Source organism: Pseudomaricurvus hydrocarbonicus (genome assembly GCF_011602365.1).
Taxonomy (GTDB): domain Bacteria; phylum Pseudomonadota; class Gammaproteobacteria; order Pseudomonadales; family Cellvibrionaceae; genus Pseudomaricurvus; species Pseudomaricurvus hydrocarbonicus.
The window spans coordinates 92130-106706 of sequence record NZ_JAAONZ010000004.1 but is presented as its reverse complement, the minus strand read 5'-3'; the positions used below and the strand labels follow the sequence as shown (position 1 = coordinate 106706).

Below are 14577 nucleotides of genomic sequence, written 5' to 3'. Positions count from 1 at the left end.
TGGTCAGCAGCCCTGTTCAAACGCCAAACCTGCATGCCCCCTGCTATTGCAGTGACACTCCTGCCTGGCTGTGCGATGATTTCGTCTTTCTCACCGGACGGACCTCTTTGCTCACATGCCTATCAGCTTGTTCAACATTCAACCACTGCTGAAATCAATCGATGACAGGGTTTTAATCCTGACCCCCAACAGCAGGCTCAAGAACAAATTGATCGAAAGCTACAACCAGCATCATCAGCAACTCGGCACACACGCCTGGGAATCTCCCAGAGTGTATTCGCTCAGTGAGTGGTTAGCGGAACAATACCAGTTACTGCTGGATCGAGCCGGTCTTGAAACCCCCGCCAGCCCCGCCTCGGAGTTTGTGCTCCAGCGCCTCTGGCTGGAGATCATCCAGAGCGATGCGGTGGGCGCAGAATTGATTAATCCTCACCGGCTGGCCAGTGATGCTCAAGCCGCTTACCGCACCCTGCAGCGATGGAATCTCGACAGCACAGCCCTATCCGGCGACGGAACCCTGTTGCCGACACAAGCACCAACGACAATATCTGACCCAACACCTGAACAGCCCGCCGAGGCCGATTCTGCGCCCCCTGAAGCAGAGGCAAACCCTCTGCGACGCTGGATCCGTCAATTCGAAGCCGCCCTCACCCAGCACCAATTGTGTACCCCGGAACAGGTCCAACAGCACATCATGGCCTGCTACCATGGCGGAGTAATACCACAGGAACCCAAGCTCCTGCTGTTGGGCTTTGACGACATACCGCCCTTAAGCCAATCGCTGTTCGATGCGGTTTCCGCACAGGTATTGCAGCAGGCGACATTTGACACTTCTGACGATAGCCCCGGGCTCAGATCCCATCAGCTACTTGGCTGCCCCAGCCAGCTGGATGAAATTCGAGCGGCAGCCTGTTGGGCGCAAACCATTCTCGCCGACAACCCCAGCGCGTCTATCGGCATCATTGCCCCAAACCTGGGCCAAATTCGCCACACCGTCGAACAGGTTTTTGTGGAAGTGTTAGAGCCCCAGTTTGCCTTGCCAGAATCTGCCCGCTACACCCTGCCCTTCAACTTTTCAGCGGGTGTCCCTTTGGGCGGCGTGCCTCTGGTTCACGATACCCTGGCGCTGCTGCAGCTCAACCTCTACCGAATCAACACCGAAAATCTCATAGACTTGCTCACGTCTCCCTTTTGGAGCATTGCGGACCACCTGGGCGAAAGTGAAGCCTTGGCACAGCAACTTAAAAAATTGCAGCGCGCCAGAATCAAAACCAGCCAATTAAGGCAAATCTGCCATCGCCAGACAGTCAACGCGGAAGAACTGGCCGCGCCCTCAAGACCCGTCCCGGGCATAACTGAGCCTCCCTCTGCCAGCGACCAGTCAGCGGCCGTCTGGCAATGGCTGGACCAAACGCTGCAACACATTGAATCCCTGCGTCGCCAGCGCCCCAAGCTGCTCTCACCTGGCCAGTGGCTCGAGTTGTTTGAAGCGCAATTGCGACATCTCGGCTGGCCTGGCAGCCGACGGCTGGACAGCAACGAATACCAACAGGTCAATCAGTGGTATCAATTGCAGGAAAAATTCTGTCAGCTCGAAACCACCGGGAAACTGCTCACCTGTGATGAAGCCCTCAACCTGTTGACCCAACTGGCCGGCAGTGAGCACTTTCAAGCCCAGACCCCCGAGTCTCCGGTGCAAATTTTGGGAATCCTGGAAGGGGCAGGCTTGCAATTCTCTCACTGCTGGGTCTTGGGCATGAGCCAACAGAGCTGGCCCCCCGCGCCGGAGCCCAACCCGTTATTGCCGCTGAACCTTCAGCGGCAACAAGGCATGCCCCACGCCGATGCCGACCGGGAGTTGGCGTTCGCCGAGCGTCTCACCCAGGGTTATCTGCACTGTGCACAGCACGTGGTGTTCAGTTACCCCTGCTTTGACTCAGATACGCCCTTGCAGCCCAGCGCTCTGGTCAAAGACATCACCAGCGCCAACGACCTGGCCGCCGGCTCTGGCGACACTGCCTTACAAAATCTGTGCGGTTCCATGACCACCGGCTGGCCTGACTACATTCAACAGATCGTCAATCACCAACAACTGGAATGGGTGAATACCGGCGCGGGGCCAGCCGTGACCCCTGAAGAACTGGCACACCTTCGCGGCGGCAGTCAAATTCTGAAAAACCAGGCCATATCGCCCTCTGCGGCCTTCGCTCTTCATCGGCTGGGAGCCCAGCGGAGCGACCCGCCGGCGCTGGGCTTTACCCCCATGCAGCGCGGTCAAATTCTGCACGACGCTCTGTCTGATATCTGGAAAGTTTTGGTTGATCAGGACACCTTATTGACACAGTCGGACGATGATCTAAAGAGTCTGGTGAGCAGCCGCGTGCAAGAACATCTCCACCGATTCCGTAAGCGCGAACCGGACTTTTTTGGAGAAAACTACGTGGCACTGGAGCAAACCCGCCAGAGCCAGCTCATTCTGCGCTGGCTGGAGCTGGAAAAACAGCGCCCTGCGTTTACGGTCGTTGCCAACGAAGAAGCCATGACTGCGAATTTTGCCGGCCTCCCCCTGACCTTGCGACTGGACCGAATGGACAAGCTCAAGGACGGCGAGCTCATTCTTATCGATTACAAAACCGGTTCTCCCAACCCCAAAAGCTGGGGCGGCGAGCGCCCGGACGAGCCTCAGCTGCCCCTGTATTGCCTGTGCTACCTGAAGGATCAAGCCACTGACATCAACGCCGTCGTGTTCGCCCAGGTCAATGCCAAAGACATTGCCATCAAGGGGCTGGGTGGATTATCCGCTGAGCACCCGGGCATTCTGTCAGCGGACAAGGCCGACGCTCTGGAGTTGCCCACCGACTGGCAGTTGATACGAGAATACTGGCAACAACAGCTGGAAATGCTGGCGACTACTTTTTTACAGGGTGACTGCTCGCTGGATTTTAAGAGCCCATCACTGAAACGGTTTTACGAAGATCTAGGCCCCATTCTGCGTTGGCAGGAAGAAGATTTCGTTCGTGAATCGCTCTACGCGCAGGGAGGACAGCACTGATGCAGCCACAAGATCATCTCGCTCGCACCGAGGCGCTAAACCCCCGCGATTCCTTTGCCGTAACCGCTCCTGCCGGCTCGGGAAAAACCGGCTTGTTGACCCAGCGGGTGCTCACACTGCTGCCGCTGTGCGATAACCCGGAAGAAGTGGTTTGCATTACCTTTACCCGCAAAGCCGCCGCGGAAATGCAAGAACGCATCACCGACGCCATTCACTATGCCTCGCAACACCCGCGCCCAACCGAGCCCCATGAGCAGCTCACCTGGGACCTCGCTCAAAAGGTCATTGAACGCGATCAACATCAGCATTGGCAGTTATTGAAAAATCCCAACCGCCTGCGGGTGCAAACCATCGACGGCCTGTGCCGCTCACTCACCCAGTACAACCCCATCACCAGCGGCATCGGTGGCTCCAGCCAAATGCTCGAACACCCACAAGTGGTCTACCGGCAAGCGGTTGAACAAACACTGGCGGCGCTGGAGCAGGAAGGTCAGCTGCAGCACGACCTGAAAGAATTGTTCGCTCACCTCGACAACAACATCGAGGCCGTGACCAACCTGTTAATCAGCCTGCTGGGCAAGCGCGACCAGTGGTTGCTGCCGCTGCTCAGCGCCCGCGATGCCCGCGAATATCTGGAAAATGTGTTGCACGAACTGGTGGTCGAGACCCTTGAGGAAACCACCGATCTGCTGCTGCCCCATGCCAGTGACCTGTGCCTGCTGGCCGATTATGCAGGCACCAACAGCCTGGAAGACAAGCCCGAGTCGTTGATTTGTCAATTGGCCGGCATCGTCGAACTGCCCCCTTGCCGCCCAGAGGCGCTGGGCGACTGGCACAGCCTGGTTGAATTTTTACTGACCAAAGGCGGTGATTGGCGCGCCATCAAGGGGCTCAACAAAAACTTTGGGTTCCCGGCCGGGACCGACAAAGAGAGTAAGGCTGCCGCCAAACAAAAGAAAGACGCCATGGCGCAACTGCTCGGTCAACTGGGCGACGAGAAGAAACTGCTGGACCTGTTACAGCTGATTCGTATTTTACCCCCCACGCATTACCCGCATCAGCAATGGCGTATGCTGGACGGTCTCACCCGCATCATGCCCTACGCGGTTATCCAGTTAAAACTGGCGTTTCGAGCCTTAAACGCGACGGATTTCAGCGAAATCACCCAGGGTGCACTGATGGCGCTCGGAGACGAGGACGCGCCCAGCGATTTGAGCTTACTGCTTGATTACCAGATCCAGCACATCCTGGTGGATGAATTTCAGGACACTGCCAGCCCCCAACTGCAGCTGCTGGAAAGACTCACCGCCGGCTGGCAGCCTGGGGATGGCCGCACACTGTTTATTGTCGGTGACGGCATGCAATCCTGTTACGGCTTCCGCGACGCCAACGTGGGTATTTTCCTGGACGCGCGCAACAACGGCATTGGCGACATCAAGCTCACCCCGCTGGAACTGACCGTCAATTTTCGCTCCCAGTCGGGGGTAGTGGACTGGGTCAACACGGCCTTTGCAAACGCCTTTCCGGAAGCCGATGACATCTCACGAGGTGCGGTCACCTACGCCCCCTCAGTGGGATTCAAACCGGCCATGGCGGATCCTGCGGTGAAAACCCATGTGTTTATGGAGGCTCCTGATCGCAAAGACGAAGCCGCCAAAGTGGTGCAACTGGTCCGCGAAACACTCAGCACCAACGACACCGACCGGGTGGCCATCCTGGTGAGAAACCGCCCCCACCTGAAGGAGATCATCCACACCCTGCAAGCTGCAGGGCTGCGCTGGCAAGCCACGGATATCGACCCCCTTTCCAGCCGCATGGCCATTGTGGACCTTCTCAGTTTGACCCGCGCGCTGCTGGATCCCTCCGATCGCAATGCCTGGATCGCAATCTTGCGCAGCCCCGTCATTGGGCTGGATAACAGCGATTTACTGAAGCTGGTACAGCATCATAAAGCACCGGATCAGCCCGCGTTTCCAGCGGTTCTGAGCAACCTTCTTGACTATCAAAAGGTGCAGGGGCTGAGCAAGGAGGGTAAGCAGATTCTGGGACGGGCCGTGCCGCAAATCAGAACCGCGTGGAACAACCGCCGCCGTAAAAGCTTGCGCCTCTGGATCGAGGGGCTTTGGGTCGCTCTGGGCGGACCCGCCTGCGTCCCGGACAGCATTGACCTGACCAGTGCGCAGGACTTTTTCAGTCTGCTCGACAAATTTGATGAGGGCGGTAAAGTCCTGCAATGGGATGAGTTTTCCCGGTCCGTCAAACAGCTCTATGCGCGTCCGGCGGCAGACGCCGACCCGCGAATTCAGGTCATGACCATCCACAAGTCCAAAGGCCTCGAGTTTGAAACGGTCATCATTCCCGGGCTGGATAAAACCCAGCGCAGTGATGAAAAGCAGCTGATTCTGTGGCAGGAACGAATCAACAAGCACCACGAAAAACAATTGCTGTTAGGCCCGCTGTCCGCCACCGGTGACGATGACGACCCGCTGTATCAGTTTCTGCGCCAGGAACAGAAAGTCAAAAGCACTCTGGAAGCCACCCGCTTGCTCTATGTTGGGTGTACACGTGCGATTAAACACCTGCACCTGATTGCCAACCTGAACTTTGACGCCAAAACAGAAGCCCCCAAAGCCCCGGCGGCGGGTTCCTTACTGGCACCTTTGTGGCCAGCGGTTAAAGACAGCGCCCTGCTTTCCCTCGTCGGGGATAGCGAAGAATCTGCCCCAAAACCACAGCCTATTGCCATGATTCGCCGCCTCAAACCCGATTGGCAGCGCCCGGCCCTGGTGCCCTCAAGCCTGCTCGCCGCTTACCGCGGGCGTGAATTCGACGATGACAATAACACCGTCACTGATGAGTACCTGCGCCACCGCGCCGCACGCTACACCGGCACGGTTCTTCACCGTACCCTCGGGCAAATCGTTCACGACGGTGTCGAGGCCTGGAACAGCGACCGCATCCGCCTTCAGCAACCCTATTGGCGCAGCCAGTTGCGTCAGTTGGGGTTAAGCGGCTCACCCCTCAACGAGGCCCTCAACCGGATAGAATTGGGGTTGCACCGAATGCTGGCCGATCCAGCGGGACGCTGGATTCTGAATGGCCAACATCAACAATCCGCCTGCGAACAAAGCTTTTGGTCCGCTCCCGGCCCCAGCGCTGACAACGCCTCCGCGAGGCTCGGCAGCGCCCAAAATTCCATTATCGATCGGACCTTTGTCGATCAAGGTATTCGCTGGATCATTGATTACAAATCCAGTGAGCCTGCCAGCGGACAGCCACTGACCGAGTTTCTGGCGGATGAAACGGATCTCTACCGTCCGCAACTGAGGCGCTACCAGCAGCTGTTTACGCCCCACACCATGGCCGCAGCAGACCGTGGCGATGACGGCAAACCGCTTGTCGTCAAAACCGCCCTGTATTTCCCCCTGCTGGCTCATTTTGAAGAGGTCCTATGAAAATTGCCCCTCGCAGGGGCATTCAGGGCCGCAAAAACGGCGTAACTCACCAAAAGCCGGGATTAAATTTCACTATTCCGGTCGTTTTTCAGTAGAATAGCCGGCTTACTGATAACAACCGTATTGGGTAGTTCAATGACAGAGTTCGCTGTAGACGACCTGAACATCGTCTCGCAAGAGATCCTAATATCTCCTGCCGCTATAAAAAGTGAGTTACCACTGAGCGACAAAGCACGCCAGGTGGTGACTGAAGGCCGCGAGACCGTTCGCAATATTCTTGAAGGCAAAGACCACCGATTGATGGTCGTGATCGGTCCCTGCTCCATCCACGACGTTGACGCAGCATTGGATTATGCCAAGCGCCTCAAAGTACTGGCCGATGCCGTCAAAGATTCTCTGTTTGTGGTCATGCGTGTCTATTTTGAAAAGCCCCGCACCACTGTGGGCTGGAAAGGCCTGATCAACGACCCTTACCTGGATGACTCCTTCAAAATTGAAGAAGGCCTGCACATCGGTCGCAAGTTGCTCCTGGACATTGCCGAAATCGGCCTGCCAACGGCGACTGAAGCCCTGGACCCGATTTCACCCCAGTACATTCAGGATCTGATTTCCTGGTCCGCCATTGGCGCGCGCACCACCGAATCCCAGACTCACCGCGAAATGGCCAGCGGCCTGTCTTCCGCCGTGGGCTTTAAAAACGGCACCGATGGCGGCCTGACTGTCGCCATCAATGCGCTGGAGTCGGTATCCAGCCCACACCGCTTCCTGGGTATCAATAACAATGGCCAGGTGGCGATCACCCACACCAAAGGCAACGCCTACGGTCATGTGGTCTTGCGTGGTGGTGCCGGCAAGCCAAACTACGATTCTGTCAGCATCGCGCTGTGTGAACAGGAGCTGGAAAAAGCCGGCTTGTCCACCAACATCATGGTGGATTGCAGCCACGCCAACTCCAACAAGAACCACGAGCTTCAGCCTCTGGTGATGGAAAACATCGCCAACCAGATTTTGGAAGGCAACAAATCCATCATTGGCATCATGGTGGAAAGCAACATTGGCCCGGGTAATCAAAAAATCTCCAGCAACCTCAACGACCTGATCTACGGTGTTTCCGTGACGGATGCTTGCATCGATTGGGAAACCAGCGAAAAGTCGTTGAAAGACATGGCCGAGAAGATTGCCGAGCCGCTGAAACAACGTCGTTAATGCCACGCATTAACACTGCGACATTAAAAAACTGGCAGCCCTTGGGCTGCCGTTTTTTTTGGGTCCCCGAGAATAAGCTCGAAGCCTTCTTAGAGACCGCCACGGCAGCCAGCCTCTCACGCCCCCCGCCTAGCCCCACCAGTTCCAGTGCACCTGGCCATGCCGGAAGTATAGCTAGTCCCGCCGAAAGCCGGCCCAGTTTCGCCGAAAGTATAGCCAGTCGTACCAGAAGTAAACTCCGTCCCGCAAGAGCTAAACTCAGTCCCACCAGGGGTAGAACGGCGGCAAATCCGCGGGTGCCGTCTGGGTAAACTGTGGCTTGCGCTTTTCCAGAAAGGACGCAACCCCCTCTTTTCCGTCTTTCTGACAGGCGTAAAACACTGCCAGAGAATCCACTTTGTGGGCATCCCGGGGGTGTGGCATGGCAGAGTTGCGGTACATCATCTGACGGGTCATGGCGATGGCTACCGGTGAGGTATTTTCGGCGATCTGGCGGGCAATTTTGTAGGCTTCATCCATCAGCGCCTCCGGTGCATAGATGTCTTTGAGCAAGCCCCCGGCCTTGGCTTTTTCTGCGCTGAGTATTTCGCCACTGTAAGTCCATTCCAACGCCCGCGAAATGCCCACAACACGCGGCAAAAACCAGCTTGAACACGCTTCAGGAACAATCCCTATCTTATTGAAAACAAAACCAATTCGGGCTTCAGTAGAGGCCAGACGAATATCCATAGCCAGGGTCATCGTGGCGCCAATGCCCACCGCCGCGCCATTGATAGCGGCGATCACCGGCTTGGCACAGTCGTAGAGAGCCAGGGTCACACGACCACCGGTATCACGAACCCCGGAAACATACTCCGGGTCATCAAAATGGGCCTCAAGGTCTGCCATGGTCGGTTGCAGCTCCCCATTGAGGCCAAAGACATTGCCCTCCGCCCTCAAGTCCATGCCTGCACAGAACGCCTTCCCCGCACCGGTGAACACAATCACCCTGACCTCGTCGTCATTACTGGCGCGATTGATGGCTGCAATCAGCTCATTGGCCATGGTCACGGTGAAGGCGTTCATGAATTCGGGTCTATTTAAAGTGATGGTGAGGATGCCATCTTCAAGTTGGTAATCCAGCGTGGCGTAGGTCATGGGAATCCCTGTCAGTTATTGGTTTTATCAGGGTAAAAAACTAGCACAGTTTTCCGGATTGCCAGACATAAAAAAGCCGCGAATTGCGGCTTTTTTGTCCTCACAAGAGCTGCTGGCTGACTCCAACGACAGGAGTAATACGGCTCTTAGGCATATGCGTTTGACGTATCGCTGTGGTCGGTCGTATCGCGGACCCCTTTCAACCCCGGAATCTTTTCGATCAAGGTTTTTTCCACACCTTCTTTGAGGGTGATATCCACAGCACTGCAGCCCTGACAGCCGCCGCCGAATTTGAGCACGGCAAAGTGATCTTCTGTGTATTCCACCAGAGACACCTCCCCGCCGTGGGCGGCGAGCCCCGGATTCACTTCATTGAACAGCACGTAATTGATGCGGTCTTCAATGGGACTGTCATCCGTAACCTGTGGCATTTTAGAATTAGGCGCGCGGATGGTTAACTGCCCCCCCATACGATCCGGGGAGTAATCCACTTTCGCGTCTTCCAGAAAAGGCAGGCTGCGCTCTTCAAAATAGGCGCCGATCATTGCCAGATCCAGCTTTACATCACCTTCCTGCTCTTCTCCAGGACGGCAATAGGCAATACAGGTTTCAGCCTGAGGCGTACCCGGATTAGCGACAAACATACGGATGGCGATGCCTTCGCAGTCTTGCTTGCTGAGCAGCTCCGCCAAATATTCCTGTGCCGAATCTGTAATCGTTACATTAACCATCAAACCTAAACCTCACTAATTGACTCAGGTATTTTACGGAAATTTCCGTCCGATATAAACAGCATAAATAGTAAGGCTTTATAAACCTCTGCCAATTGATAATCACTCTCACTGCGGATGATAAGTGCTCTCAACAAAAATGGCGCGTTCGCAAAATCAGCCGGACAAGCGGCCCAACTTACCTAAACTTCTATTTCCGGATTGGGTTCCCAGCTTGAATCCTGCTAGAATGCCGATCTACATCAAAATATTTTGATATAGATTGGGTTTGGGCCGTTCCCGCGTCAGCTTGAGCGGTTTTTAGCCAACCCCAGTCTGTATCTTCCCTGACAGGTTTATCTAATTACAAGGTTTTAAAGATGTCTGATCGCAACACTCGACTCACTGCCCTATACGCCGCCATTAAGAATCGCATTCTGATTCTCGATGGAGGCATGGGCACGATGATCCAGAGCTACCAGCTGGGCGAAAGTGACTACCGTGGCGAGCGTTTTGCGGACTACCATATGGACATCGCCGGCAACAATGATCTGCTGTCCATTACGCAGCCCAAGCTGATTAAAGAAATGCACACCGCCTACATGGAGGCTGGTGCGGACATTATTGAGACCAACACCTTTAACAGCACGCGCATCTCCATGGCGGATTACGAGATGGAATCCCTGGCCCATGAGATCAACGTCGCCGCCACCCGGCTCGCCCGCGAGGCCGCTGATGAAATGACCGCTCGCAACCCCGACAAGCCCCGCTTTGTGGCCGGTGTTGTTGGGCCAACCAGTCGCACCTGTTCCATCTCACCGGACGTGAACGACCCCGGTGCCCGCAATGTGACTTTTGACCAGCTGGTGGAGAACTACCTGGAATCGGTGGATGGTCTGGTCAAAGGTGGCGCCGACCTGATTCTGATCGAAACCATTTTCGATACCCTCAACGCCAAGGCCGCCATTTTCGCGGTGCAGGAATACTTCGAGCGTGTCGGCTTCGAATTGCCCATTATGATTTCCGGCACCATCACGGACGCCTCCGGCCGCACCCTTTCCGGCCAAACCACCGAAGCCTTTTACAATTCCCTGGCGCACGCCAAACCCTTATCGATTGGCCTAAATTGTGCCTTGGGGGCCAAAGAGTTGCGCCAATATGTTCAGGAGCTCTCAAGAGTCGCCGAATGCTACGTGTCAGCTCACCCTAACGCCGGGCTGCCCAACGAATTTGGGGAGTACGACGAAACGCCAGAGCAAATGATCGCTGTCGTGAAAGAGTTTGCGGAAAGCGGTCTGGTGAACATCATCGGCGGTTGCTGCGGCACCACCCCTGGCCATATTAAAGCCATAGCCGACGAAATGGCCAAACACCAGCCGCGCCCTATCCCCGCCATCGAGCCCGCCTGTCGCCTGTCTGGCCTGGAGCCGTTCAACATCACCGCCGACTCACTTTTCGTCAACGTCGGCGAGCGCTGCAATGTCACCGGTTCGGCCAAGTTTAAACGCCTGATTGTCGAAGGCGATTACGACGCAGCTCTTGAAGTGGCTTTAGAGCAGGTGGAAAACGGGGCTCAGGTCATCGACATCAACATGGACGAAGGCATGCTGGACGCTGAAGCGGCCATCGTCAGGTTCCTCAACCTGATTGCGGGTGAGCCGGACATATGCCGCGTCCCCATCATGGTGGATTCATCGAAATGGGAAGTCATCGAAGCCGGCCTGAAATGCATTCAGGGAAAATCGATTGTTAACTCCATCAGCTTGAAAGAAGGCGAAGCCGAGTTTATTGAGCGCGCACGCCTGTGCCAGCGCTACGGGGCAGCCGTGGTGGTGATGGCTTTTGATGAAACCGGACAAGCGGATACCCTGCAGCGCAAGACTGAAATCTGTGAACGCTCCTATCGGGTGCTGGTGGACAAGGTCGGCTTCAACCCTGCTGACATCATTTTTGATCCGAATATTTTTGCCGTAGCCACCGGCATCGAAGAACACAACAACTACGCGGTGGACTTCATTGAAGCCTGCCGCTGGATCAAGCAGAACCTGCCCCACGCAGGAATCTCCGGTGGGGTTTCCAACGTCTCCTTTTCATTCCGCGGTAACAACCCGGTTCGTGAAGCCATCCACTCGGTGTTTCTCTACCACGCCATTCAGGCGGGACTGAACATGGGCATCGTCAACGCCGGTCAGCTGGCGGTGTACGACGACCTGCCTAAAGAATTAAAAGACTGTGTGGAAGACGTGATTCTCAACCGCAACAGCGAAGGCACCGAAGCCCTGCTGGCAATTGCGGACAAGTTTCGTGGCGATGGCAGCACCGGTGAGAAAAAAGAAGACCTGGAGTGGCGCAGCTGGGACGTCAACAAGCGCATGGAGCACGCCCTGGTCAAAGGCATCTCCACGTACATCGTCGAAGATACCGAAGCCGCTCGCCTCGCCTCTACCCGGCCCCTGGATGTCATCGAAGGTCCGTTGATGGACGGTATGAACGTGGTCGGCGACTTGTTTGGTGCCGGTAAAATGTTCCTGCCACAGGTGGTGAAATCGGCCCGGGTGATGAAACAGGCTGTGGCCTATCTCAACCCGTTCATTGAAGCTGAGAAAACCGAAGCCACCAAACCCAACGGCAAGATCCTCATGGCCACGGTAAAAGGCGATGTCCACGATATTGGTAAAAACATCGTCGGCGTGGTGCTGCAGTGTAATAACTACGAGGTCATCGACCTTGGCGTGATGGTCCCCTGTGAGAAAATCTTGCAGGTGGCCCAGGAACAAAACTGCGACATCATTGGCTTGTCCGGCCTGATCACTCCGTCACTGGATGAGATGGTCACTGTGGCCAAAGAAATGGAACGCCAAGGCATCAACAAGCCTCTGTTGATTGGTGGCGCCACCACCTCAAAAGCACACACCGCCGTTAAAATCGAGCCTCAACTGAAACTGAACCAGGTTACTTACGTGGCAGACGCCTCCCGCGCAGTGGGTGTCGCCAGTAAATTGCTCAGTGACGAACAACGCGATGCGTTTGTTGCCGAAACCAAGGCGGAATACGAGGTGGTGCGTGAGCGCAACGCAGGCCGCAAAGCCCGGGGAACCGTGCGCACCTACCCGGAAGCGATCAGCCGCGGGCTGAAACTGGACTGGGAGCACTACACCCCACCCACCCCAAGCTTTACCGGTACCAAGGTGTTTGAAGACTACCCGCTGGAAGAACTGATCGAGACCATCGACTGGACACCTTTCTTCATTACCTGGGATCTGGTGGGCAAATACCCCCGCATCTTCGATGACGAAGTGGTTGGGGAAGCGGCAAAGACGCTGTTTGCCGACGCTCAGGCCATGCTGAAACGCATTGTGGATGAAAAGTTGCTGACCGCCAAAGCCGTCATTGGTTTCTGGCCAGCCAACACCGTCAATCATGATGATATCGCGGTGTTTGCTGACGACAAGCGGACTGAACAGCTGTCCACGCTGCACCATATCCGCCAGCAGGTACAAAAGCCGGGCAACACCAAACCGAACACGTCTCTGGCCGACTTTGTTGCGCCTAAAGACAGCGGCAAGCCCGACTACATCGGTGGGTTTGTGGTAACCGCCGGTATCGGCGCCGATCAGCTGGCCAAAGAGTACGAAGAACAGCAGGATGATTACAGCAGCATCATGGTAAAAGCCCTGGCGGATCGTCTGGCGGAGTCTCTGGCAGAACGTATGCACCAGCGGGTTCGTAAAGAGTTCTGGGGGTACATTCCCGAGGAGCAGCTGGACAACGAGTCCCTAATTAAGGAAAAGTACCAGGGCATTCGTCCTGCCCCAGGCTACCCCGCTTGTCCGGACCACACTGAAAAAGCTTCTCTGTTTGAACTGCTGGACGCGAAAAACAAAATCGGCGTTGAGCTGACGGAACACTACGCCATGCACCCTGCGGCTGCCGTGTCAGGATGGTACTTCTCGCACCCCGAGTCCTACTACTTCCCGGTCGGCAAGATCCAGAAAGATCAGGTGGAATCCCTGTCAGCGCGCAAAGGCATGGACATGCCAACCCTGGAGCGCTGGTTACAGCCCATTCTGGGATACGAAGACTGACCTCCCGGTAATACGTGCTCTACCGGCCCTTTTAAGGACGGTAGGGCACGTGCCCTCGCCTGAAACGGGTCACCCGATGTTATTGGCTGACATTAACGACTTCACCTAACTGTCATGTTTGACGCGTATATTCCTGTTAAATGCTCAGGAACGTCGCTATGAACTCCCTTAATCTCCCCGTCACCGCCCGACTGCTCACACTAGCCTGTTTCAGCTGCTGGACGCTGACCTTCAACACCACCGCCCGGGCCGATGAAAAGCCAACCGGCGGCCATCAAATGGACGCAGAAACGTCACTAGCAATAGAAATCGTTAACCATTACCGAGAACTACGCTCCAGCTGTAACGATCAGAAAGGCGACTCGAGAAAGATGTGTTACTACCGCTTGAGAATCGGTCTGTGGGACTACAAGCAGGCTCGGGAGACCCTCACCAGCAAAGGCATTCACCTGCAAACCCAGGCTCAAGTAGCCGAGGCCTATTAACGCGGCCTTTCAAGAACGCTGCAGCAAAACGCGGTAGAAGGTACCCACACCAAGGACCGGGTCTTCACTGCCGGCAGGTCTGGTCTTTTACTCTTTGTTCCTGTTACTCTTGAACGGAGTTCAACAATAATCTTATCAAGACCCTAACCACGCCACAGAGAACCCATCACTATGGCCGATTCTCCTAAACCCGGCTTTTGGGCTGTTGTGTTGAGCACCGTTGCAGCAGCGTTCGGGGTACAAAGCAAACAGGCCCAGGAAAGGGACTTCAAGCACGGCAACATCTGGGTGTTTATTGCCGCGGGTGTCATCTTTACGGCCTTGTTTGTCCTTACGGTGTACAGCATTGTCCAGGGCGTACTCAGCACGCAGTAGTTGTTATCGTGACGCATCAAGCGGTGGCGGTCCCAAACAAGGGCAAGTGTTGCGCAAACACAAGTGAGCGAT

At 55.7% G+C, this 14577-nt stretch carries 8 protein-coding genes; 6 read left to right on the top strand and 2 right to left on the bottom strand.

Going from position 1 to position 14577, the window contains the following annotated elements; all coding sequences use genetic code 11:
- The first annotated feature begins 115 nt into the window (after positions 1 to 115).
- The 3 genes from G8770_RS07130 to G8770_RS07120 all read left to right on the top strand — a co-directional run bounded on the left by G8770_RS07130 (position 116) and on the right by G8770_RS07120 (position 7713).
- Entirely contained in the window at positions 116 to 3052 is a 2937-nt protein-coding gene (locus G8770_RS07130) for a PD-(D/E)XK nuclease family protein (RefSeq protein ID WP_167183986.1), read from the top strand.
- Positions 3052 to 6507 (top strand): UvrD-helicase domain-containing protein, encoded by a 3456-nt coding sequence (locus tag G8770_RS07125; RefSeq protein WP_167183983.1) that lies wholly within the window; start codon positions 3052 to 3054, stop codon positions 6505 to 6507. The genes G8770_RS07130 and G8770_RS07125 overlap by 1 nt, the downstream gene beginning before the upstream one ends.
- Before the next feature lie 135 nt (positions 6508 to 6642).
- Complete coding sequence (locus tag G8770_RS07120; RefSeq protein ID WP_167183980.1) at positions 6643 to 7713, top strand: 3-deoxy-7-phosphoheptulonate synthase; 1071 nt, start codon at positions 6643 to 6645, stop codon at positions 7711 to 7713.
- A gap of 258 nt (positions 7714 to 7971) precedes the next feature.
- Here the strand turns inward: G8770_RS07120 and G8770_RS07115 are convergent, their stop codons facing one another.
- Both G8770_RS07115 and nfuA read right to left on the bottom strand, forming a co-directional pair.
- Positions 7972 to 8850, bottom strand: a complete 879-nt coding sequence (locus G8770_RS07115) for a crotonase/enoyl-CoA hydratase family protein (RefSeq protein ID WP_167183978.1) — start codon at positions 8848 to 8850, stop codon at positions 7972 to 7974.
- 146 nt (positions 8851 to 8996) lie between these two features.
- A complete protein-coding gene (gene nfuA, locus G8770_RS07110; protein WP_167183975.1) occupies positions 8997 to 9581 on the bottom strand; it encodes a Fe-S biogenesis protein NfuA in 585 nt (194 codons plus the stop codon).
- Between the two features lie 359 nt (positions 9582 to 9940).
- Between nfuA and metH the strand changes: the two genes are divergently transcribed.
- From metH to G8770_RS07095, 3 genes are all read left to right on the top strand, one after another.
- The gene (gene metH, locus G8770_RS07105; protein ID WP_167183972.1) at positions 9941 to 13645 is read left to right on the top strand and encodes a methionine synthase; all 3705 of its coding nucleotides are present in this window, start codon (positions 9941 to 9943) and stop codon (positions 13643 to 13645) included.
- A 158-nt stretch (positions 13646 to 13803) separates the two neighbouring features.
- On the top strand, positions 13804 to 14130 hold the full coding sequence (locus tag G8770_RS07100) for a hypothetical protein (protein WP_167183969.1): 327 nt from the start codon (positions 13804 to 13806) through the stop codon (positions 14128 to 14130).
- 171 nt (positions 14131 to 14301) lie between these two features.
- Complete coding sequence (locus G8770_RS07095) at positions 14302 to 14505, top strand: DUF2970 domain-containing protein (protein WP_167183966.1); 204 nt, start codon at positions 14302 to 14304, stop codon at positions 14503 to 14505.
- Positions 14506 to 14577: the final 72 nt, after the last annotated feature.